21 protein-coding genes, 3 tRNA genes and 1 pseudogene are annotated in these 21,723 nt (G+C 71.0%); 3 read left to right on the forward strand and 22 right to left on the reverse strand.

The annotated features are described in order from the left end of the window. Positions 1-50: 50 nt before the first annotated feature. The 11 genes and pseudogenes from E4P38_RS11135 to rplJ all read right to left on the reverse strand — a co-directional run. The gene (locus E4P38_RS11135) at positions 51-1,319 is read right to left on the reverse strand and encodes an MlaD family protein (RefSeq protein ID WP_135131885.1); all 1,269 of its coding nucleotides are present in this window, start codon (positions 1,317-1,319) and stop codon (positions 51-53) included. Continuing rightward, the gene (locus E4P38_RS11140; RefSeq protein ID WP_245160944.1) at positions 1,316-2,617 is read right to left on the reverse strand and encodes an MCE family protein; all 1,302 of its coding nucleotides are present in this window, start codon (positions 2,615-2,617) and stop codon (positions 1,316-1,318) included. The genes E4P38_RS11135 and E4P38_RS11140 overlap by 4 nt, the downstream gene beginning before the upstream one ends. Next, complete coding sequence (locus E4P38_RS11145; RefSeq protein WP_135131886.1) at positions 2,614-3,858, reverse strand: MCE family protein; 1,245 nt, start codon at positions 3,856-3,858, stop codon at positions 2,614-2,616. The genes E4P38_RS11140 and E4P38_RS11145 overlap by 4 nt, the downstream gene beginning before the upstream one ends. Beyond that, positions 3,858-4,883, reverse strand: a complete 1,026-nt coding sequence (locus tag E4P38_RS11150) for an MCE family protein (RefSeq protein WP_135131887.1) — start codon at positions 4,881-4,883, stop codon at positions 3,858-3,860. Before E4P38_RS11150 ends, E4P38_RS11145 begins: the two co-directional genes overlap by 1 nt. Then, positions 4,883-5,953 carry an MCE family protein gene (locus E4P38_RS11155; RefSeq protein ID WP_135131888.1) on the reverse strand — a complete coding sequence of 357 codons (1,071 nt, stop codon included), beginning with the start codon at positions 5,951-5,953 and terminating at the stop codon, positions 4,883-4,885. The genes E4P38_RS11150 and E4P38_RS11155 overlap by 1 nt, the downstream gene beginning before the upstream one ends. Further along, a complete protein-coding gene (locus tag E4P38_RS11160; protein WP_135131889.1) occupies positions 5,950-7,311 on the reverse strand; it encodes an MCE family protein in 1,362 nt (453 codons plus the stop codon). Before E4P38_RS11160 ends, E4P38_RS11155 begins: the two co-directional genes overlap by 4 nt. Before the next feature lie 7 nt (positions 7,312-7,318). Then, complete coding sequence (locus tag E4P38_RS11165; protein WP_135131949.1) at positions 7,319-8,146, reverse strand: ABC transporter permease; 828 nt, start codon at positions 8,144-8,146, stop codon at positions 7,319-7,321. Positions 8,147-8,184: 38 nt separating this feature from the next. After that, complete coding sequence (locus E4P38_RS11170) at positions 8,185-8,967, reverse strand: ABC transporter permease (RefSeq protein WP_135131950.1); 783 nt, start codon at positions 8,965-8,967, stop codon at positions 8,185-8,187. 29 nt (positions 8,968-8,996) lie between these two features. Continuing rightward, positions 8,997-10,136, reverse strand: coding sequence for an ATP-binding cassette domain-containing protein (locus E4P38_RS11175; RefSeq protein WP_135131890.1), 1,140 nt, complete (start codon positions 10,134-10,136; stop codon positions 8,997-8,999). Positions 10,137-10,478: 342 nt separating this feature from the next. Continuing rightward, positions 10,479-10,862, reverse strand: a complete 384-nt coding sequence (gene rplL / locus E4P38_RS11180) for a 50S ribosomal protein L7/L12 (protein WP_348633792.1) — start codon at positions 10,860-10,862, stop codon at positions 10,479-10,481. 179 nt (positions 10,863-11,041) lie between these two features. Further along, positions 11,042-11,551 (reverse strand): annotated as a pseudogene (gene rplJ / locus E4P38_RS11185) (50S ribosomal protein L10); the annotation flags it as partial. Between the two features lie 326 nt (positions 11,552-11,877). Between rplJ and E4P38_RS11190 the strand changes: the two are divergent. After that, positions 11,878-13,191 (forward strand): cyclopropane-fatty-acyl-phospholipid synthase family protein, encoded by a 1,314-nt coding sequence (locus E4P38_RS11190; RefSeq protein WP_245160948.1) that lies wholly within the window; start codon positions 11,878-11,880, stop codon positions 13,189-13,191. Next, a complete protein-coding gene (locus E4P38_RS11195; protein ID WP_135131894.1) occupies positions 13,188-14,048 on the forward strand; it encodes a DUF1295 domain-containing protein in 861 nt (286 codons plus the stop codon). Before E4P38_RS11190 ends, E4P38_RS11195 begins: the two co-directional genes overlap by 4 nt. 74 nt (positions 14,049-14,122) lie before the next feature. Here E4P38_RS11195 and rplA read toward each other — a convergent pair whose 3' ends face one another. The 5 genes from rplA to E4P38_RS11220 all read right to left on the reverse strand — a co-directional run bounded on the left by rplA (position 14,123) and on the right by E4P38_RS11220 (position 17,126). Next, positions 14,123-14,842 carry a 50S ribosomal protein L1 gene (rplA, locus tag E4P38_RS11200; RefSeq protein WP_135131895.1) on the reverse strand — a complete coding sequence of 240 codons (720 nt, stop codon included), beginning with the start codon at positions 14,840-14,842 and terminating at the stop codon, positions 14,123-14,125. Between the two features lie 144 nt (positions 14,843-14,986). Further along, positions 14,987-15,415 carry a 50S ribosomal protein L11 gene (rplK, locus tag E4P38_RS11205; RefSeq protein WP_135131896.1) on the reverse strand — a complete coding sequence of 143 codons (429 nt, stop codon included), beginning with the start codon at positions 15,413-15,415 and terminating at the stop codon, positions 14,987-14,989. A gap of 93 nt (positions 15,416-15,508) precedes the next feature. Beyond that, the gene (gene nusG, locus E4P38_RS11210) at positions 15,509-16,408 is read right to left on the reverse strand and encodes a transcription termination/antitermination protein NusG (RefSeq protein ID WP_209309058.1); all 900 of its coding nucleotides are present in this window, start codon (positions 16,406-16,408) and stop codon (positions 15,509-15,511) included. A 44-nt stretch (positions 16,409-16,452) separates the two neighbouring features. Further along, positions 16,453-16,980 carry a preprotein translocase subunit SecE gene (gene secE, locus E4P38_RS23535; protein ID WP_135131897.1) on the reverse strand — a complete coding sequence of 176 codons (528 nt, stop codon included), beginning with the start codon at positions 16,978-16,980 and terminating at the stop codon, positions 16,453-16,455. A gap of 70 nt (positions 16,981-17,050) precedes the next feature. Beyond that, positions 17,051-17,126, reverse strand: a tRNA-Trp gene (locus E4P38_RS11220). A gap of 517 nt (positions 17,127-17,643) precedes the next feature. Here E4P38_RS11220 and E4P38_RS11230 point away from each other — a divergent pair. Further along, positions 17,644-18,894: a pyridoxal phosphate-dependent aminotransferase gene (locus tag E4P38_RS11230; RefSeq protein ID WP_135131898.1), complete on the forward strand. Its 1,251-nt coding sequence runs from the start codon at positions 17,644-17,646 to the stop codon at positions 18,892-18,894. Between the two features lie 11 nt (positions 18,895-18,905). Here E4P38_RS11230 and E4P38_RS11235 read toward each other — a convergent pair whose 3' ends face one another. The 6 genes from E4P38_RS11235 to E4P38_RS11260 all read right to left on the reverse strand — a co-directional run bounded on the left by E4P38_RS11235 (position 18,906) and on the right by E4P38_RS11260 (position 21,709). Continuing rightward, positions 18,906-20,348: a M1 family aminopeptidase gene (locus E4P38_RS11235; RefSeq protein ID WP_135131899.1), complete on the reverse strand. Its 1,443-nt coding sequence runs from the start codon at positions 20,346-20,348 to the stop codon at positions 18,906-18,908. Continuing rightward, positions 20,345-20,767, reverse strand: coding sequence for a MaoC family dehydratase (locus tag E4P38_RS11240; protein WP_135131900.1), 423 nt, complete (start codon positions 20,765-20,767; stop codon positions 20,345-20,347). The genes E4P38_RS11235 and E4P38_RS11240 overlap by 4 nt, the downstream gene beginning before the upstream one ends. After that, on the reverse strand, positions 20,764-21,210 hold the full coding sequence (locus tag E4P38_RS11245; protein WP_135131901.1) for a MaoC family dehydratase N-terminal domain-containing protein: 447 nt from the start codon (positions 21,208-21,210) through the stop codon (positions 20,764-20,766). Before E4P38_RS11245 ends, E4P38_RS11240 begins: the two co-directional genes overlap by 4 nt. A 33-nt stretch (positions 21,211-21,243) precedes the next feature. Next, complete coding sequence (rpmG, locus tag E4P38_RS11250; RefSeq protein ID WP_106275304.1) at positions 21,244-21,408, reverse strand: 50S ribosomal protein L33; 165 nt, start codon at positions 21,406-21,408, stop codon at positions 21,244-21,246. Positions 21,409-21,505: 97 nt separating this feature from the next. Beyond that, positions 21,506-21,579 (reverse strand) — tRNA-Met (locus E4P38_RS11255). Between the two features lie 57 nt (positions 21,580-21,636). Further along, positions 21,637-21,709: transfer RNA gene (locus E4P38_RS11260), tRNA-Thr, on the reverse strand. Positions 21,710-21,723: the final 14 nt, after the last annotated feature.

The following is a 21,723-nucleotide window of genomic DNA, read 5'->3' on the forward strand; positions in this document are numbered from 1 at the left end:
CGCGCCATTCTCCTTCTGGTCTCGTGCTCCCGGCCGGCGGCATGCCGCGCTCAGCCGACGGTGCGGGCGAAGGGGTTGGCCTGCAGCAGTCCGCCGAGCACGTCGTCCAGCACCCCGAGGATCGGGCCACCGGCACCTGCGCCGCTCTGCGGGCCCGTGCTGGCCACTCCCCCGGACCGGCCGATGTTCTGCTCGCCGCGGATGTTGGAGCCGCTCTCGTTCGTCTCGTCGCCCGGGTTCGGGTCGGCGCCGTTGATCACGTCGCAGGCGACGCTACGGGTATCGGTGTTCGCGACCGCGCCCGGGCTGCCGGTTTCCGCCGTCGACGTGTAGCCGGTGAGGCAGGCGTGCGGATCGTTGGCGTTGAGCACGAACCCGAAGTGCGCCCGCATGACGCCGCTGTCGTTGCGGACCACGGTGAAGCCACCGGAGACGACGTCGGGATAGGTCACGAGCAGCTGCTCGACGCCGTCCAGCCGCGGGATCGTGACCTTGTTGAGGATGTCCAGGTTGCGGACGAGGGAGCCCAGCCCCGGTCCGGCGTCCTGCACCAGCTGCTGGAGGGCGGCTCCCGCGTCGGGCGCGTTGACCACCAGCGAGCGCAGATCGGGATCGATGTCGACCAGGGTGTCGGTCACCAGCCGCAGGTCCGAGGCCCACTGCTGGATCGCCGATCGGCTGTCGATCTGGGTCTCCAGGACGGTCTGGCCGTCGGTGATCAGCCGGAGGGTCTGCGGCAGGGACTGCTCCGCGCGGGCCAGCAGGAGGTTGCCGTTGTCGATCAGACGGCCCAGGTCGTCTCCCGAGCCGGCGAAGGCCTGCCCGAGCTCGTCGACGACGATCCGCAGGTTCTCCTGGTCCAGGGAGTTCACGAGCGAGTCCAGGTTCAGGAGCAACTGCTCGACGGGGACCGGGATCGAGGTCTTGTCCTGCGGGATGACGGCGCCGTCGTCGAGGTAGGGGCCCTCGTTGTCGTCGGGCTCCAGGTTCACGTACTGCTCGCCGACGGCACTGCGCGTGGCGACGACTGCCCGGGTGTCGGCCGGGATCTTGTCGGCGTCGGGTTCCATGGTCAGGACGACCCGCACGCCGTCGTCGACCAGCTTCATGTCGGTGACCCGGCCCACGGCGACGCCCCGGTAGACCACCTCCGCGTTGACGAAGATGCCGCCGGAGTCGGTGAAGTCCGCCGCGACGTCGTAGCCGCTGCCGAGGACCAGCCGGTCCAGCCCGACGTACTTGAAGCCGAGGTAGGACATGCCGAGCACCGCGACGACCGCGAAGGCAAGCAGCTGGAGCTTGGTCTGTCGGGTGATCACTGCGGGACTCCCGGGAGCTGGGGCAGGCCTGGCAGCCCGGTCTGGGGATTCGCGCCCGGGAGCCGGCTGACGAGGTCACCGGGCAGTCCGGGCAGGCTCAGGGTGGAGGTGCTCGGGGAGGAACCCCCGGTGTTGCCCCCCTGGTTGGCCGGCGACGTGCCGGACTGGCCGCACTCGTCACCGACGAGGTCCTGCGGTTCCAGCTGCTCCAGTGCACCGGTGGCCGGATCGATCACGTACCGGCACAGCGTCTGGGTGAGGTCGAGCTCGACCGTGGCCGTCATGTTCGTGAACAGCGCGAACCCGCCGGTCCGCTGGTCCTGGCGGTAGTTCAGCGGCGTGGGCCCGCCGTCGCCGGCCCCGATGACGGAGCTGGCCGGGAACGGATAGGTCAGCAGCAGGTCCAGCGACCCGGCGAGGTCGGGACCGGCCGCGGCCAGCTGGGTCAGGATCGGCTGGAGCAGCTGCAGGTCGGCGACGGTGTTGGCGGCGGACTGGTTGATGATCCGGGTGCCGACGTCGCCGAGGCGGGCGAGGCTCTCCAGCATCGAGACGAGCAGGTCGCGCTGCTGGTTGATGACGTCGAGGCCCGGGCCGATGGTGTCCAGCGCGGTCTCGATCGTGCCGGTGCGGGCGGCCAATGTGCTGGCAAGGGCGTTCGCGCTGTCCAGCGCCCGGTTGATCTCCGACTTCTGGTCGTCCAGGCCGCCGATGAACGTGTCGAGCTCGGTGAGGGTGCTGCGGACGGCGGACTCCCTGCCCTGCAGCGCCTCGCCGAGCTCCCGGTTGATCGTCTGCAGCTGGGCGAGGCCGCCGCCGTTGAGGACCAGCGAGAGCGCGCCGAGCAGCTCCTCGACCTCGACGTTGCGGTTCGTGCGCTCGAGCGGGATGCGCGGCTCTTCGCGGAGGTCGCCCTGTGGGTCCTCGTCGCCGGGAGCCGCCAGCTCGATGTACTTCTCCCCCAGCAGCGACGACTGCTGGATCATGGCGACCGCATTGGCGGGGAGGTCGACGTCGCCGTCGACGGTCAGGGTGACCAGCGCCGTCCAGTCGTCGGCGAGCTCGATCTTGTCCACCCGGCCCACCGGGACGTCGGCGACCCGGACGCCGGACTGCTGCACCAGGTCGAGGACGTCGAGGAACTCCACCTGGACGGTGTAGGGGTCGTCGCCGACGTCGGCACCGCCGGGCAGGCTGAAGGAGTAGGCGCCGCGGAATCCGCAGCCGGCGAGCAGCAGCACGCCCGTGCCGAGCGCGGCCAGCTGCTGCAGGCGCCGCCTCATCGGTGTCGCGCTCATCCCTGGCTCCCCGGGATCGACGGGAGTCCGGCGACCGAGCGGCCGCTGGCACCGCTGCCGGCACCCCCGCCGCCGAGCAGGGTCAACAGCTCCTGCAGGTCGGGCACGCCGTTGCCGTTCGCGTCGTCGGGGATGTTGTTGGCGTCGGCGTCACCGGACAGCAGCCGCGCGCAGATGCCCTCCGGCGTCGTCGGCAGCGGGACGGGCAGCTGCGGGACCTGGACCGGGAGGTCGGCGATCGTGACCCGCCCGGTCGCGGCGAGGATCTGGCAGACGATGACCTCGGGGGCGGTGGAGCCCACGGAGTTGTCGCGGGTGTCCAGCGTCCCGTAGTCGGGGTTGTAGGCGTGGGCCAGGTTGCCCAGCGCCGCCGGGGCGACGTCGAGGACCTCGGCCAGCGCCTGCCGCTGCTGGACGAGCGCGAGGGTCACGTCGGCCAGCCGGTTCACGTTCGTGGTCAGCAGGGTGGTGTTGTCCTGGACGAACCCGGCGACGTCGGACAGCGCCTGGTTGAGCAGGGAGATCGCCGCGGCGAGGTCCGCCCGCTCCTGGGCCAGCAGGTCGGCCACCGCGGCCATGTTGGTGTTGAACTGCCCCACCTGCGCGTCGATGGTCGCCAGCGCGCTGGTGAACGCCTGCAGGTTGTCCAGCGAGGAGAAGAGGTCCTCGCGGTGGTCGGAGAGGGTCTCCACGGCCTGGGAGAACCCGGTGAGCGTCCGGTTGAGCAGCTCACCGTTGCCGTCGAGGTTGGCCGCACCGGTGTCGATGAGGTCCGACAGCGCGCCGTTCTTGTTCGCCCCTGTCGGGCCGAGCGCCGAGGACAGCTCGTCGAGGGCGCCGTAGACCTGGTCCAGCTCGACCGGGGTCGCGGTGCGGTCCAGCGGCACTTCCGCGCCGTCCTCCATCGTCGCCCCGCCGTCGTAGACCGGCGCGAACTGCACGTACCGGTCGGACACCAGCGACGGCGCCAGGACGATGGCGTCGGCGTCGGCCGGGATGTCGTAGTCGTCGTCGATCAGCATCTCCACGCGGACGCGGTCGCCCTCGGGGATGACGTCGGTGATCTCGCCGACGGCGATGCCCAGGATGCGGACGTCGGACCCCGGGTAGAGGCCGACGGTCTGGGTGAACCAGGCCGTCACGCCGTACTGGCCGACCGGGCGGAGGATCGTCCAGCCCAGTGCCGCCAGCAGCACGACGGTGGCCGCCAGGGCGACACCGCGCTGCATCGAGCCGCTCATCAGTTGCCCTCCGAACAGCCCACGGGCAACGGCTCGGGAGCGCCACTGCAGATGACCCCGCCGACCACGGCCGGCAGCAGGTTGTCGACGAAGCTGTCGAACCAGCGGCCGTTGCCGAGGGTGTTGGTGAACACCCGGACGAACGGCGCCAGGTTGTTGATCGTCTGCCCCAGCGCCGCCCGGTTGCGGGACAGGATGTCGGTGACCGTGGAGAGCTGCTGCAGCGCCGGGGTGAGCGCCTCACGGTTGTCGGCGACCAGGCCGGACAGCTGCCGCGAGAGCTCCTGGGTGCTGGTGAGGATCGAGTCGATCAGCTCCCGCCGCTCCTGCACCTCGGTGAGCAGGGTGTTGGAGTCGACGATCAGCTGGGTGAACTCCCCGTTCCGGTCGGCGAGCACCTGGCTGACCTGCCGGGTGGCCGTGAGCAGCTGACCGAGCTGTGCGTCACGGGAGGAGATGGTGTCCGAGAGCCGGGCCAGCCCCTCCAGGGACGTCCGCACCTCCTCCGGGGTGTCCTTGAAGGTCTCCGACAGCACCTCGAAGGAGCTGGCCAGCTGAGAGGTGTCGATCTGGTCGACCGTCGTCGACAGGTCGGCGAAGGCCTCCACCACGTCGTAGGGCGAGGCAGTGCGCTCCAGCGGGATCGGCTGGTCGGCGTCCATCTCCGAGCTACCGCGGGGCACCAGCGCGAGGTACTTGGCGCCGAGCACGGTCTCGATCTTGATGGCTGCCTCGGAGCGGTCGCCGACGAAGGCGTCGGTCACCCGGAACTCCACGGTGACCGCGCCGTCCTCCAGGGCCAGGCTCTCGACCTTGCCCACCTTCACGCCGGCCACGCGCACCGGGTCGTCGGGCTGCAGGCCGGCCGCCTCGGAGAACTGGGCGCGGTAGACCGTGCCGCCACCGATCAGGGGCAGCGACTGCGCGTTGAAGGCGAGGAAGACCAGGGCGGCGATCACGGTCAGGCTGACCGCCCCGATGGTCACCGGGTTGCGGTCACGGAACGGCTTGGATTCGCGGGCCATCAGTTGCACCCCCGCTCGCCGTTGTCGAGACCGTCGCCGGCCGGGACCTGGACGCCGGTCTCGGTGCCGTCGGCCCCGGTCACCGGGAGGACGACGTAGCCCGACGCGGAGCACATGAAGAAGTTGAACCAGCTGCCGTTGATGGCGGTGCGGGTGATCAGGTCGATCTTCATCGGGGCGAGCTGGAGGAAGCTCTCCAGGACGTCGCCGGTGTCGGCGAGGTTGGTGGAGAGGTCGCCCAGCGCCTGGATGTCGGCGGCCAGCGGCGGCCGGGCGTCCTCGAGGAAGCCGCTGGTCGTCGTCGCCAGGGTGTCGATGGTCTGCAGCGAGTCGAAGATCGCGTCGCGGTCGCCGGCCAGGCCGGTGACGAACTGCTGCAGGCTCACGATCAGGCCGGACAGCTGCTCGTCGCGGGCGGCCACGCTGCCCAGCACGGTGGACAGGTTGTCGATCACGCTGCCGATGACGGCGTCCTTGTCCGCGAGCGAGTCGGTCAGGGACGCGACGTGGGACAGCAGGCTCTCCACCGTGCCGCCCTCGCCCTGGAAGACCTGGATGATCTCGAAGGAGACCCGGTTCATGTCGGCCGGCGACAGCGCCTGCAGCAGCGGCCGGAAGCCGCCGAACAGCGTCGTCAGGTCGAGCGCGGGCTTGGTCTGGGCCAGCGGGATGACCCCGCCCTCCTCGAGGGTCTCGCCGCCCGAGCCCTCTCCCTCGGTCAGCGAGATGTACCGCTGACCCACCAGGTTGCGGTACTTGATGGTCGCCTGGACGGCGGCGGGGACCGGGATGTCCGCGCTGACCTCCAGCTCGACGACCGCGGTCGGCCGATCCTGCTTGTCGGTGAGCCCGATGCCCGTGACCTGACCGACGCGGACACCGGCGATGCGCACCTCGTCGCCCTCCACGAGGCCGGCGACGTCGGTGAACTCCGCGCGGTAGGCGAGCTGCTCGCCGTACCCGGCGTTGGTGATCGTGCTGATGAGCACGTAGCTGGCCAGCACCGTGACCAGCCCGAAGATCACGAGCTTGACCATCGGCGCCGCGAGCCCGCGGAACTGGCCCTTCATCGGAGCATCACCTGCGTCCCCCGCAGCAACGGAGCCATCGAGGAGGCGGCCAGGTCGGAGATCTGGTCCGGGTCCACGCCGGTCTGATACGCGAGGATGCTGCGCACGAAGTCCAGTTCTGCTGTCGAGCCGGCAAGGTTGTAGGGCAGGGAGTTCCCGGCGCTCGGCTCGCCCGCCCCCGGCGGGATGTCGTTCGGCCCGCGGCCGCCCAGGCAGTTCGGGTTGCCGGTCGTCGGGTTGTCCACGGAGTCCACGCCGTCGGCCGGAGGCGTCGGGCAGTAGTACTCGTTGTTGGCCGCGGCGGCGATCATCGCGTCGATGTCGACGAGCCCCCGGCAGTCCGGGCCGCTCGTGTCGATGTACTCGGGCTGGTCACCCGGCACGTAGGGATTGCGCGGCGGCAGGCTGACGGTGATGTTCAGGTTCAGCGCCGGGTCGCCGTCGGCACCGAAGGCCTCGCTGATCATCGGGTTGAACCGGGTCAGCCCGTTGAGCAGGCAGGGGTACTCGGGCGAGTACTTGGCGAACACGCCGAGCACCGGGCGCGAGGTGGCCGCGAGCGAGATCAGGTTCTGCTCGTTGGTCTCCAGGAAGCCCGCCGTCACGTTCGAGGAGGCGTCGACCACGGTGAACGTGCGGCGCAGCTGCTCGGACTGGTCGACGATCGTCGTGTTGGTGACCGACAGGTTGTCGAGGACGGCGAGCAGGTCGTCGGCGGCGGCGTCGTAGGTGTCGGCGAAGTCGGCGAGCTTGGAGATGTCGTCCTGTAGCTGCGGGAGCACAGTGTTGATCTCGCCGAAGTACTCGCCGGTCGTGGCGAGGTTCTCCCCGAGCGAGTTCCCCCGGCCGCGCAGCGCGTCGGCGATGGCCCCCAGCGTGTAGGCGAGGTCCTGCGGAGCCACGGCCTGCAGCAGCGGGAGCGTGTCGTCGATGACCCGCTGCAGCTCGATGGCGTTCTCGCTGCGGTCCTGACCGATCTCGTCGCCGTCGGCCAGTCGCTCGTCGCCGGGGTTGTCGGGCATCTCCAGGGCGACGAAGCGCTCGCCGAACAGGGTCTTGGGCAGCAGCCGCGCACTCACGTCCGCGGGGATCTGGTCGAGGTAGTCGGGGTTGATGGCCAGCTCGATGGTGGCGCCGTCCGCGCTCGCGTTCACCTCGCGGACGTCGCCGACGATGACGCCGCGCACCTTGACGTCGGAGGCCTCCTGCAGCTGGTTGCCGGCGGTGTCGGTCTCCAGCGTCACGCGGGCGACCTCGGTGAACGCCTTCTGGTAGGTGGCCACGGCCAGCCCGAGGAGCAGCGCCAGGACGACGAGGAACGCCAGCCCCTGGATCCGGATCCGGATCTTCTTGCTCATCGCGCGCTCACCCCGCGATCCGGACGGTCGTCGTCGAACCCCAGATGGCCAGCGACAGGAACAGGTCGATGATGTTCACCGCGACGATCGAGAACCGGACCGCCCGGCCGACGGCCAGGCCGACGCCCGCCGGACCGCCGCTGGCGCGGTAGCCGTAGTAGCAGTGGGTCAGGATGATCACGACCGCGAAGACGAGCACCTTCAGGAACGACCACAGGACGTCCTGGGGTGGCAGGAACAGGTTGAAGTAGTGGTCGTAGGTGCCGGTGGACTGCCCGTACGCCTGCGTCGCGATGGTCCGCGTCGCGAAGTAGCTGGTCAGCAGCCCTAGCACGTACAGCGGGATCACGGCGATGAAGCCGGCGATGATCCGGGTGGTCACGAGGAACGGCAGCGACGGCACGCCCATGACCTCGAGGGCGTCGATCTCCTCGTTGATCCGCATGGCGCCGATCTGGGCGGTGAACCCGCAGCCGACGGTCGCCGACAGGGCGAGCCCGGCCACCAGCGGCGCGATCTCCCGGGTGTTGAAGTACGCCGAGAGGAAGCCGGTGAACGCCGAGGTGCCCAGCTGGTCCAGCGCCGCGTAGCCCTGGAGGCCGACCTCGGTGCCGGTGAAGAACGACAGGAAGGCGATGACGCCGACCGTGCCGCCGATGACGGCCAGCGCGCCGCTGCCGAAGGTGACCTCGGCCAGCAGCCGGAAGGTCTCCTTCTTGTAGCGCTTGAGCGTGCGCGGGGTCCAGGCGAGCGCCCGGCCGTAGAACCCGAGCTGATCGCCGAGGTCGTCGAGGGCCCCGATCGGCTGGCGGTAGACCTTCTTGAGTTTCCGCATGCCGACCTTGACGCGGTCGGTGGTCGAGAGCAGCGCCATCACTGCCCCTTCGGCGGAACGAGCTGGAAGTAGATCGCCGTGATCACGAAGTTCACCGCGAACAGGAGCAGGAACGTGATGACGACGGACTGGTTCACCGCGTCGCCGACGCCCTTCGGGCCACCTCCGGCGCGCAGCCCCTTGTACGAGGCGACCACGGAGGCGATCAGGCCGAAGATCAGCGCCTTGATCTCCCCGGACCAGAAGTCGGCGACCTGTGCCAGCGCGCTGAAGGAGGCCAGATAGGCGCCCGGTGTCCCGCCTTGCAGGATCACGTTGAAGAAGTAGCCACCCGCGACACCGACCACGCTGACCAGCCCGTTGAGCAGGACGGCGACCAGCATCGAGGCCAGCACGCGGGGCACGACGAGACGCTGGATCGGGCTGATGCCCAGGACCTCCATCGCGTCGATCTCGTCGCGGATCTTGCGGGCGCCGAGGTCGGCGCAGATCGCCGAGCCGCCGGCCCCGGCGATGAGCAGCGCGGTGACGATCGGGCTCGCCTCACGGAGCACCGCGAGCACGGACGCCGAGCCGGTGAAGGACTGCGCGCCCAGCTGTCGGGTCAGCGACCCCAGCTGCAGCGCGATGACCGCGCCGAAGGGGATCGCGACCAGCGCGGTCGGCAGGATCGTGACGCTGGCGATGAACCAGGTCTGCTGGATGAACTCGCGGATCTGGAAGGGGCGCTTGGGCAGCGCCCTCAGCACATCCAGGGCGAAGGCGAAGAGGTTGCCGCTGGCAGCGAGCGGGCGGGTCGGCGAGAACTTGCCGTCGAGCAGCCCCGGCGCCTTCGGCTTGTCGGTCGCCGTCACGCCTCACCACCCTGACGGGGCAGCGTCGCGGTGGCACCCCGGCCGGTAGACCCGACGGCGTCGGGCTCCGGCGCCCAGTGCCGGCCGCCGGAGCCCTGGGTGGACTCGTAGGCGCCGGAGTCGGCCTGGGCCAGGAGATCCTCGGGGAGGGAGGCGCGGATGGCCTCCTGCGTCTCCTCGTCGAACTCGTGCAGCATGCGGGCGACCCGCTCCTGCCGGCGACGCTCCGCCTTGCGCTCGGGCAGGCCCTCGGTCGGCGTCAGCTGCGGCGGGACTGCGTCGCCACCGCTGGCGCCCTTGGGCCCCACGCCGTTGTGCGCGTCGCCGCCACGGGCCTCCAGCGCCGCCATCTCGGCCTCGACCTGGGCGACGTCCTTCTCCTCGCTCATCCCGATCGGGCCCTCGCGGCGCCCGTTGAGGAACTGGCGGACGACGGGCTCCTGCGAGGTGAGCAGCTGCTCGCGCGGACCGAACATGACCAGGTTCCGGCGGAACAGCAGGCCCAGGTTGTCCGGCACCGTGCGCGCCGTGCCGATGTCGTGCGTGACGATCAGGAAGGTCGCGTCGATCTGGGCGTTGAGGTCGACGATCAGCTGGTTGAGGTAGGCGACGCGGACCGGGTCGAGGCCGGAGTCCGGCTCGTCGAACAGGATGATCTCGGGGTCGAGCACGAGGGCGCGAGCGAGGCCGGCGCGCTTGCGCATACCGCCGGAGATCTCGCCGGGGAGCTTCCCCTCGGCGCCCTGGAGGCCGACCATGTCCATCTTCTCGAGGACGATGCGCTTGATCTCCGACTCGCTCTTCTTCGTGTGCTCGCGGAGCGGGAAGGCGATGTTGTCGAAGAGGTTCATCGAGCCGAACAGGGCGCCGTCCTGGAACAGGACGCCGAAGAGTTTGCGGATCTCGTAGAGCTTGTGCTCGCTCGTCCGCACGAGGTCGGTGTCCTGGATGACGATCGAGCCCTTCTCGGGCTTGAGCAGACCGACCAGCGACTTGAGGAACACCGACTTGCCGGTACCCGACGGGCCGAGCAGCACCGAGATCTCGCCCGGCGGCAGGGTGAGCGTGACATCGCTCCAGATGTTCTGGCTGCCGAACGACTTCGACAGACCCTCGACCTCTACTGCGACGCCCACGACTGCCTGCCCCTCCGTTCCGGCTTCATTGCCGGTTCCCCGCCCCGTCGCATTGACGAGCCCCGGCAGTGTGCGACGTCGCAGGCCGGTCCGCATCCGGACGCCCACGAGCCGCTTCTACTGACGAGTAACGACAACGCTCGCCCTAGGTTACGTGCGTCACGCGGTTACCGTGACCCGCGTCTCCACGAATGCCCCGCGCGGGCCGCTATTACGCCTGGTGGGGGTACAGAACAGGGGCCGTTCCCCCGAATGAGGAACGGCCCCTGGTGACGCGATGGAACGGCCCCGGCGCAGGGACCCGGCCCGAGCGGAGCGAGGGCTGGGGGGCGCCGGGGTCCTTTACTTGACGGTGACGGTGGCGCCGGCGCCCTCGAGAGCGGCCTTGGCCTTCTCGGCGGCGTCCTTGGCGACCTTCTCCAAGACCGGCTTCGGCGCGTTGTCGACCAGGTCCTTGGCCTCCTTGAGGCCGAGCGAGGTCAGCGTGCGCACCTCCTTGATGACCTGGATCTTCTTGTCGCCGGCAGCCTCGAGGATGACGTCGAACTCATCCTGCTCGGCAGCGGCCTCGTCGCCACCGCCGCCGCCACCGGCGGCGGGGGCGGCCGCGACGGCCACGGGGGCAGCAGCGGTGACGTCGAACGTCTCCTCGAACTGCTTCACGAAGTCGGACAGCTCGAGGAGGGTCATCTCCTTGAACGCGTCGAGCAGGTCCGTGCTGGAAATCTTGGCCATGTCGGTCTCCTTCTGGGTCAGTCGTCGCTGGCCGCGTCGGCGGCAGCGGTGTCGGTCTCGGTCTCGGGGGTGGTGTCAGCAGCAGCAGCGTCGGTTGCCGTGTCGTCGGCAACCGTCTCGTCGGCAGCGGGAGCCTCGGCGGCAGGAGCGTCGGCAGCCGGAGCGTCGGCGGCCTTCTTCTCCTGCAGCGCGGCGGCGAGGCGGGCCATCTGGGACAGCGGGGCCTGGAAGAGCCCGGCGGCCTTGGTCAGGTTGCCCTTCATCGCGCCGGCCAGCTTCGCCAGGAGCACCTCACGGCTCTCGACGTCGGCGAGGCGGGTGACCTCGCGGGCGTCGACCGTGCGGCCCTCGACGACGCCGCCCTTGACGATCAGGGCCGGGTTCGCCTTCGCGAAGTCACGGATGGCCTTGGCCGCCTCGACCGGGTCACCCTCGATGAAGGCGATCGCGGTCGGGCCGTTGAGCAGCGGGCCGAGGTCGGAGAATCCGACCGAGTCCGCCGCCCGCTTCGTCAGGGTGTTCTTGACGACTGCGTAGCTGCTGCCCGCACCGAGGGAACGGCGCAGCTGGGTCAGCTGCGCCACGGTCAGCCCGCGGTACTCGGTGAGCACGGCCGCACTGGAGTTCTGGAACCGCTCGGTGATCTCGTCGATCACCGCGGCCTTCGCCTGGGTGGGCATGGGCCTCCTCTCGTCTGTCGGGCGACCACCGGCCGGTGCACTGGAGCGATCAGCCGGGCCCGGAGACGAGGAACGCCCCGGCGCAGGGCGCACGGGGCGAGGAACGAGCGCAACCGCTCGTCTATCGAACCGTCCTCCTGCGCTGGTCGTCCGGAATCCGGAGCCTTCGATCGCACGCGGACGTGCGACGACCTGCGGTCTTGGGGGGAACAGCGCCGAGCATACGCCATGCGGGACGAGACCTCCGCCGGGCCGGGTACCGGCGCATCCGGGGAGCGCCCGCGATGCGAAGACCGGAGGATCCTCCCTCGACGTCAGGAGCCGCCGTGCGCACGATCCCCTCCCCCGACCGTTCCATCGCCGGTCGCCTCGCCGGGGTGGTCGGCGACGTCCTCGGCATGGTCCCCGTCCGCATCCGGGCCTGGGACGGCAGCGAGTCCGGACCGGACGACGCACCCGTCGTCGTCCTCCGGTCGCGGACGGCGCTGCGTCGGCTGCTGTGGAACCCGGACGAGCTGGGCCTGGCCCGCGCCTACGTTGCCGGGGAGATCGACGTCGAGGGCGATCTCGCCGAGGGGCTGTCCCGTGTCTGGACGCTGGTCCGGGCCCGGCCGCCGGTACTGCCCGGGTGGCGGGACCGGCTGCGCTGGGCGGGCACCGCCCTGCGCCTCGGCGTCGTGGGACGGCGCCCGCCACCGCCGGCCGAGGAGGCGGTGCTCTCCGGGGAGAAGCACAGCACCGACCGCGACAGCGATGCGATCAGCTACCACTACGACCAGAGCAACGAGCTGTACGCGGCGCTGCTCGACGAGCACATGGCCTACTCCTGCGCGTACTTCCGTGCCGACCCGGCGGACAACGGGGACGCGGGCTACACGATCACCGAGGCGCAGCGGGACAAGCTGGAGCTGGTCTGCCGCAAGCTCGGACTGCAGCCGGGCATGCGACTGCTGGACGTCGGCTGCGGCTGGGGGTCGTTGATCCTCTACGCGGCCGAGCACCACGGCGTGCACGCCACCGGGGTCACCATCTCCGCGCAGCAGCGAGACCACGTGGAGAAGCTGGTCGCCGAACGGGGCCTGGCCGATCGCGTCGCCGTCCGGCTGCAGGACTACCGGGAGGTGCCGGTCCCTGCCGTCGGCCCGTACGACGCGGTCGCCTCCATCGAGATGAGCGAGCACGTCGGGCAAGAGCAGTACCCGGAGTACGCGGCCACCCTGCACCGGCTCGTGCGCCCCGGCGGGCGGGTGCTCCTGCAGGCGATGAGCCACCCGAGTGCCCCCGGCGGCGGCGCCTTCATCGAGCGCTACGTCGCACCGGACATGCACATGCGGCCGGTGTGGGAGACCGCGGCGATGCTCGCCCGGCCGGGCTTGGAGCTGCGCGACGTCGAGAGCATCCGCGAGCACTACGCCTGGACCGTGCGCGCCTGGGCCGACACCCTCGAGCAGCGCTGGGACGAGATCGTCGGCCTGATCGGCGAGGCGGGGGCCCGTATCTGGCGGCTCTACCTCGCCGGCGGTGGGCTGACCTTCGCCGAGAACCGGATGGGGGTCGACCAACTGCTGTTCGTGCGGCCCGGCGACACCGGTGCCAGCGGCATGCCGGCGACCCGCGCAGGTTGGACCCCCGCGACGTGAGGGCAGGTGTCGACTGGTCGGCCTTCGGGCTCAACGCCGCGATCAGCCTGGCCGTCGTATGGGCACTGCTGACGGCGACCTGGCTGGTGGCCCTGCGGGTGCAGCGGCACGCCGTCGTCGACGTCGTCTGGGGCAGCGGGTTCGTCGTCGTGGCGGCGGCGAGCCTGCTGCTCGCCCGGGCCCAGGACGCCGGCAACCCGGCCCGCGGCCTGCTCGTGCTGGCGCTGACCGGGATCTGGGGACTGCGGCTGGCCGTGCACATCGGCCGGCGCAACGCCGGGAAGGGCGAGGACCCGCGGTACGCCGACATCCAGGCGCGGGCGACCGGCAGCCCGGCGATGCACATGTACCGCCGGGTCTATGTGACCCAGGCGGCCGCCCTGTGGTTCGTCTCGCTCCCGGTGCAGGTGGCGATGTACCAGCGCGGACCGCTCTGGTCGGGCGCCTCGCTGATCGTGACCGTGCTCGGCATCGCGGTGTGGGCGCTCGGGCTGTTCTTCGAGGCGGTCGGCGACTGGCAGCTCGAGCGGTTCAAGGCCGACCCCGCGAACGCCGGCGTCGTCAACGACCGCGGGCTGTGGCGGTACACCCGGCACCCGAACTACTTCGGCGACGCGTGCGTGTGGTGGGGGCTTTTCCTGCTGGCCGCCTCGCACTGGTCGGGGCTGCTGTTCGTGCTCTCGCCGGTGCTCATGACCTGGACGCTGGCGAAGGGCACGGGAGCGCCGCTGACCGAGAAGCGGATGTCCAGCTCGCGGCGCGGCTACGCCGACTACGTCAGCCGCACCAGCGGCTTCCTGCCATTACCCCCGCGACGCTCCGCGCCGCACCGCGGCCAACGGCCGTCCCCCAGCTGAGCTGAGCCGCTGCGCGTTCCGCCGGAGGAGGCCTCCGGCCCCCGTCCGGCGGAACGCAGAGCGAACGGTGTTGCTCAGGCGGTGGGCTCGTCCACCGTCATGTTGCGGGTGCGGTTCGGGTCGACCGGGATGCCCGGGCCCATCGTCGTGGAGACGGTGACCTTCTTCAGGTACCGGCCCTTGGCCGACGACGGCTTGGCCCGCAGGACCTCGTCCAGCGCGGCGGCGTAATTCTCCACCAGCTGGGTCTCACCGAAGGACGTCTTGCCGATCACCAGGTGCAGGTTGGCCTGCTTGTCGACGCGGAAGTTGATCTTCCCGCCCTTGATGTCGTTGACCGCCTTGGTGACGTCGGGGGTCACCGTGCCGGTCTTCGGGTTCGGCATCAGGCCACGGGGGCCGAGGATGCGGGCGATGCGACCGACCTTGGCCATCTGGTCGGGGGTGGCGATCGCCGCGTCGAAGTCCAGGAAGCCGCCCTGGATCTTCTCGATCAGGTCGTCGGAGCCGACGACGTCGGCGCCGGCGGCCTCGGCCTCGGCGGCCTTGTCACCGGTCGCGAAGACGATGACGCGGGCGGTCTTGCCGGTGCCGTGGGGCAGGTTGACCGTGCCGCGGACCATCTGGTCGGCCTTACGCGGGTCGACGCCCAGGCGCATGGCGACCTCGACGGTGGCGTCGTAGGACGTCGTCGACGTCTCCTTGGCCAGCGTGGCGGCCTGGAGCGGGCTGTACAGGTTGTCGCGGTCGACCTTGTCGGCCACTGCGCGGTACTTCTTGCCGTGCTTCGCCATGATGTTTCCTCTCGCGGGACGCTCGCGCCCCGATCGCGTGGTTTCGCGGGCCGGCGAAGGCCCTCCCACTGGTGACGTGCTGGAACGGCCCCGGTGCAGGGTCCCGGCCCGAGCGGAGCGAGGGCCTGGGGCACCGGGGTCCTTCTACTGGACCGTGATGCCCATCGACCGGGCGGTGCCGGCGATGATCTTCTCGGCCTGGTCGAGGTCGTTGGCGTTGAGGTCGGCCATCTTGGTGGTGGCGATCTCGCGGACCTGGTCACGGGTGACCGTGGCGACCTTCGTCTTGTGCGGCTCGCCCGATCCCTTGTCGACACCGGCGGCCTTGAGCAGCATGCGCGCGGCCGGCGGGGTCTTGGTGACGAAGGTGAACGAGCGGTCCTCGTAGACCGAGATCTCGACGGGGATGACGTTGCCGCGCTGCGACTCGGTCGCGGCGTTGTACGCCTTGCAGAACTCCATGATGTTGACGCCGTGCTGGCCGAGCGCCGGACCCACGGGCGGCGCGGGGGTGGCCGCACCGGCGTTGATCTGGAGCTTGATGACCGCGGTCAACCGCTTCCTGGGGGGCATCTCTTTCTCTCTTCTTCCTTCGTGGTCTTGTCTGGAAGGCCCCGGTGCAGGGTCCCGACCCGAGCGGAGCGAGGGTCGGGGGGCACCGGGGTCCTACAACTTCTGGACCTGGCTGAACGACAGCTCGACGGGCGTCTCGCGGCCGAAGATGGATACCAGCACCTGCAGCTTCTGCTGCTCGGCGTTGATCTCGTTGATGGTGGCGGGCAGGGTCGCGAAGGGACCGTCCATGACGGTCACCGACTCCCCCACCTCGAAGTCGACGACGGCAGCGGGTGCGGCGGCGGCTCCGGTGGCGGCCTCGCCACCGGCGGCGCGGGCGGCCTGCGGCGTGATCGCCGGGACGAGGATCTTCACGACCTCGTCGTGGGTCAGCGGCGACGGGCGCGAGGTGGCGCCGACGAAGCCGGTGACACCCGGGGTGTTCCGGACGGCGCCCCACGACTCGTCGTTGAGCTCCATGCGGACGAGGAGGTAGCCCGGCAGGACCTTCCGGTTGACCTGCGCGCGCTTGCCGTTCTTGATCTCGGTGACCTCCTCGGTGGGCACCTCGATCTGATAGATGTAGTCCTCGACGTCCAGGGACTGGATCCGCGCCTCGAGGTTGGTCTTCACCTTGTTCTCGTAGCCGGCGTAGGAGTGCACGACGTACCAGTCGCCGGGAGCGATCCGCAGCGCCTTCTTCATCGCCTCGGCCGGGTCCTCGTCCTCCTCGACCTCCACCGCGACGTCGGAGTCGGCAGCGGGCTCGACGAGCGGGTCGCTCACCAGGCTGTCCGTGTCGCCGCTCTCGATCTCGGGGACGACGTCGGCGACCTCGGTGTCGGTGTCCTGGTCAGCGGTGTCGATGGAGCCCTCGGCCGCGCCGGTCTCGCCGGCACCGGTGTCGAGGTCGACCGCCCCCGGCTCGCCCAGGCGGGCGTCGTCGAGGTCGGTGGCAGCGCCGCCTTCGACCGGGCTGTCGCGCTCGTTGGGCTCGCGGGGGTCGGTCACAGAAATCTCTTCCTTGTCATGGTGCGTTGCAGCGGGGCGGGGGATCAGCCGAAGACGGCGATCACGCCCCTGGCGAAGAGCAGGTCCAGGCCGGCCACCAGCGCGACGATGAACGCCACGAAGACGATGACCACCGTGGTGTATGTGATGAGCTCGCGGCGGCCCGGCCAGATGACCTTGCGCAGCTCGGCCACGACCTCGCGGAGGAACCGGGCCAGGGAGCGCTTCTGCCGGACGCCGTCGGCGCGGGCCCGCTCGGCTGCCGCGCGGGAGCGGGTGCCTTCGCCGGTGCGCGCCGGGCGGGAGGCCGACCGGGCGGCCCGCCGCGTCGCCGCGGGCTCCTCGTCGTCCTCGTCCTCGTCGTCGTCAGGGGCGGTGATGCGCCCACGCCGGCGACGCGACGGGGTGGCCACGACCTTGTCCTCGTCGGCCTCGGCCTCCGCGGCGATCTCGTCCTCGGCCGCCTCGAGCTCACCGGCGTCGTCGACCCCGGGGGCCTCGGCGTCGAGCTGCTCGTCGGTCAGCTCGGCATCGCGAGCGTCGTCCTCGCGTCCCGGCTTCTCGTCGCTCACTGCGCCTCGCTCGCCTCGTGGTGGTGGCCGCTCGGGTGAGCGGCCGGGTGGTCGGTTACTGCTGTGCGGGTGGCAGGGGTGACAGGACTTGAACCTGCAGCCTGCGGTTTTGGAGACCGCTGCTCTGCCAATTGAGCTACACCCCTATGCCCTGGCCGGGGCCCGGGACGGCCCGCCTCACCACGGCAGCGCGGATCCTCAGGAAGGTTCCGGGGCACGCCGGTGGCGGGGTCAGCTGCCCCAGGTCTGCGAGTGTACGGGACCGCACCTGCCCACAGCCAACGTCCCACCGGTCCCCGCGCCGGGGCCGATGAGTTGCCCGACCCGCCGCGGTCCTCCCTGCATGACCGGTTCATCGAGCTCGGCCGGCGGGACGTCGGCGCGACGATCATCGAGGCCGCGCTCGACCAGGCTCGCGCCGCGGCCGGCGGCCGGCACGTGTGGCTCGGCGGCGGGTCCGCCACGGTGCAGGAGTATCTCCGGGCCGGCCTGCTCACGAACTGCATCTCGAGGTCGTCCCGGTGCTCCTGGGGAGCGAGGAGCGGCTTTTCGAGGACCTCGGCGAGGCCCTCGACGACTGACGTGCGTGGAGTTCGCGCCGTCGGACGCCGTGGCCCATGTACGCCTTCGTCACTGACGCGCCGTCTTTGACACGATGGGGCCATGACCGCCGTCTCCTCGGAGTCCGCCCCGTCCGCCACCCTCCCGCCCGCCGAGCGCCGCATCTCCCGCCGCATCGCCGCGATCAGCGAGTCCGCGACCCTGGCCGTCGACGCCAAGGCCAAGGCCCTGAAGGCCGCAGGCAAGCCGGTCATCGGCTTCGGCGCGGGCGAACCGGACTTCCCGACGCCGGACTACATCGTCGAGGCCGCGGTGGCCGCCTGCCGGCAGCCGGCCATGCACCGGTACACGCCCGCCGGCGGGCTGCCCGCCCTCAAGGAGGCCATCGTCGCCAAGACGGTGCGCGACTCCGGGCTGCAGGCCACGGCGGCGAACGTGCTGGTCACCAACGGTGGCAAGCAGGCGGTCTACGAGGCCTTCGCCACGATGCTCGACCCGGGCGACGAGGTGCTCGTGCCCGCCCCCTACTGGACGACGTACCCGGAGGCCATCCAGCTGGCCGGCGGGGTGCCGGTGCCCGTGGTCGCCGACGAGCAGAGCGGGTACCTCGTCTCGGCGGCCCAGCTCGAGGCCGCCCGCACGCCCCGGACGAAGGTCCTGCTGTTCTGCTCGCCGTCCAACCCGACCGGGGCGGTCTACCCCCCGGAGCAGGTCGAGGAGATCGGCCGCTGGGCGCTGGACGCCGGCCTCTGGGTGCTGACCGACGAGATCTACGAGCACCTCACCTACGGCGGAGTCACGGCCCCGTCGATGCCGGTGGTCGTGCCCGAACTGGCCGACCGCTGCGTCGTCGTCAACGGCGTGGCCAAGACCTACGCCATGACCGGCTGGCGGGTGGGCTGGATGGTCGGCCCCGCCGACGTCGTCCGGGCCGCGACCAACCTGCAGTCACACGCGACCTCCAACGTCGCGAACGTCTCCCAGGCCGCGGCTGTCGCTGCCCTGACCGGCGACCTCTCGGCGGTGGCGACCATGCGTGAGGCCTTCGACCGGCGGCGGCAGACGATCGTGTCGATGCTGCGGGAGATCCCGGGCATCGCCTGCCCGGAGCCCCAGGGCGCGTTCTACGTCTACCCGTCGGTGAAGGGCCTGCTGGGCCGGCCGATCGCCGGGCGGACGGCGGAGACCAGTGCCGAGCTGGCCACGCTCATCCTCGAGGAGGCCGAGGTGGCCGTCGTCCCCGGGGAGGCGTTCGGGACCCCGGGCTACGTCCGGATGTCCTATGCGCTGGGCGACGAGGACCTGGTCGAGGGCGTCACCCGCATGCAGCGACTGCTCGGCTCGGCGGAGTAAGGACCCCCGTCCTAGCGGGGTAGGTCGTCCTTCCCGAGCGCCTGCGCCTCGGTGAGCGCAGCGAGCGCGCCGGGGAGGTCGGCCAGCGCGGTGGCGACGTCCCCCGGCGTGGCGATGGACCACGCGGTGGCGTCGACGTAGCAGCGGATCGCGGCGTCGAAGGCCTCCGGGCCGGCGGCCTCGCGCGCGGCCAGCAGCGCCGCCCCGCCCTTCCCGTAGACGACGTCGAAGTAGGTGTTGTCGTCGGGGAAGTCGGTCATCGCCCCCCCGACCTCACCGGGCATCCCCAGCGCGGCCTGGTAGCCGAAGGCCGACTGCTCGTCGACGACGGCCTCGGCCCACGTGGCGAACGCCTCGTCCAGCCACGGGTCGCGGAACTGCGAGTTGCCGACCATTCCGTAGAACCACATGTGCGCGACCTCGTGCACGAGCACCAGGCGGCTCGGAGTGGCCTCGAAGATCATGCTCGGGTACTCGATCCCGCCGCCGTAGTCGGGCAGCAGGGCGACCGTCAGCGTGCGGTACGGGAAGGGCCCGACGTGCGCCTCGAGATGGGTGATCGCGGCACTGGTCCACTCGGCGAGCTGTGGGGCCGGTAGCTCGCCGTCGGGCAGGACGCCGACGGTGACGGCCACCCCGCCGGGCGTGGTCACCCGCTCGGTGGTGAACAGGCCGGCGGCGACACCGACGTCGCGGGCGACCGGTTCCGTCGAGGTCCAGGTGCGGCGGCCGTCCCGCGCCGGCGAGGGCTCGGCGGTCGCCCCGGTCATCAGGACCGTGAGGGCCTCCGGGGCCGAGACGCTGACGGAGGTGTCCATGGCGGGGCTGGTCGTGGTCTCCCCGCCCAGGTCGACGAACGGGTCCTCCGCCCAGCCGACGCCGGGCTCCCAGGCGAGCAGCGGCGCACCGCTGGCCCACCAGGAGACGCCCTCGTCGGTGCCGAAGCGGTCGAAGCCGCGACTGCCGAGGGTCAGGGTGAAATCGAGCTCGACCTCGGTGGAGTCGCCGGCGTCGAGGTCGTCCTCGAGAGTGACGACGTAGAGGCCGCCGGGGTCGGCCGCCGCGGCCTCCTCGTAGCGGCCGGCGTCGACGTCGTCGCCCCGCACGTCGTCGACGACGAGCCGGTTGCCCGCGGGCGCGGAGTCGGGGCCGTTCGGGACGAGGCGGAAGACGAGCTCGTCGACGCGGCGGTCCGGGGTGAAGACGACCGTCTCGGTGCCGGTGACGGTGACGAGGTCGTCCTCGAGGCGGTAGTCCAGCGTGACCACCGGCCGCTCGGGATCGGGCCGGGCGCGCTCGGCGGGACAGCCGCCCGCCTCGACCTCGTCGGGGGCCTCGGTGGTGGGGGCCGCGCTCGGCGCCGTCCCGGTCGTCACGGTGTCGGCGAAGGACGTGCAGCCGCCGAGGAGCAGCACCGCCGCACCGGCCACGGCTGCCCGCCGCGCCGCGCTCATGCCAGGCGGACGATCGCGCGCGCCAGGGAGAGCACCTTCTCGCCGCCGGCGGTCACGGTGAGATCGACCCGCACCCCGCCGTCCTCGAGCAGTGCCCCGACCTTGCCGCGGACGGTCACCTCGGCACCGGCGTCGTCGTCGGGGACGACGACCGGGCGCCCGAAGCGCACGTTGTACTCGACGAGGGCCCCGGGATCACCGGTCCAGTCGCTGACGGCGCGGCCGGCCAGCGCCATGGTGAACATGCCGTGCGCGATGACGTCGGGGAGGCCGACGGAGGTCGCCACCCGCTGGTTCCAGTGGATGGGGTTGAAGTCACCGGACGCGCCCGCGTAGCGGACGAGGTCGGCGCGGGTGACCGGAAAGGTCCGCTCCGGCAGCTCGGTGCCGACCTGGACGTCGGCGAGACGGAGCGTCATGCCTCACCCCGGGCGACGAGCATCGACGTGGAGGCGCAGACTGGCTCCCCGTCCTCCGTGGCGACGTCGACCCGAGCGGTGAGCAGGTCGTTGCCGGCGACGGTCCGGGCGGCCTCGATCGTCGTGGTCGCGACCAGGCGGTCACCGGCCCGGATCGGCCGGTGGTGCGTGAAGCGCTGCTCGCCGTGCACGACGCGGCTGTAGTCGAGTGCGACATCCGGGTCGTCGAGCACGACCATCGCGGCCTCGAGGGTCAGCGCGATCGCGAACGTCGGCGGGGCGATGACGTCGGGATGGCCGGCCGCCCGGGCGGCCTCGGTGTCGCGGTGCAGCGGATCGTCCGAGCCGATGGCGCGCGCGAACTCGGCGATCTTCGCCCGGCCGACCTCGTAGACGGCGGAGGGCGGGTAGCTGCGCCCGACCAGTTCCCGGTCCAGCGCCATGCTCCCGCCCTCTCGCGTCTGTGGCTGACTAGGTCAGCGGGTCTCGCGGTGCACCGTGTGCTTGCGGTCCTTGGGGCAGTACTTCTTCAGCTCGAGCCGGTCGGGGTCGTTCCGACGGTTCTTGCGGGTGATGTAGTTGCGGTTCTTGCACTCCTGGCACGCCAGGGTGATCTTCGGTCGGACGTCGGTGGCTGCCACGTGAGTGCTCCTAGCCTTGTGCGTCCGCGGCGGCGGATGCCGACGCGGTGTCTTCGTACGTGCGGACGGACCCCGGAGAGCCGGGGTCCGTCGGGAGTAGCGGTGACCGGACTTGAACCGGTGACACAGCGATTATGAGCCGCTTGCTCTACCAGGCTGAGCTACACCGCCAGGACGACCACGCGGCCCGGTCTCTCGACAGGACCGGCAGGTCGGCGTTCATGCTAGAGCCCCTTTACGGAATCGAACCGTAGACCTTCTCCTTACCATGGAGACGCTCTGCCGACTGAGCTAAAGGGGCGTGCTCGAAGAGCC

This window comes from Blastococcus sp. CT_GayMR16, from assembly GCF_004570875.1.
Lineage (GTDB): Bacteria > Actinomycetota > Actinomycetes > Mycobacteriales > Geodermatophilaceae > Blastococcus_B.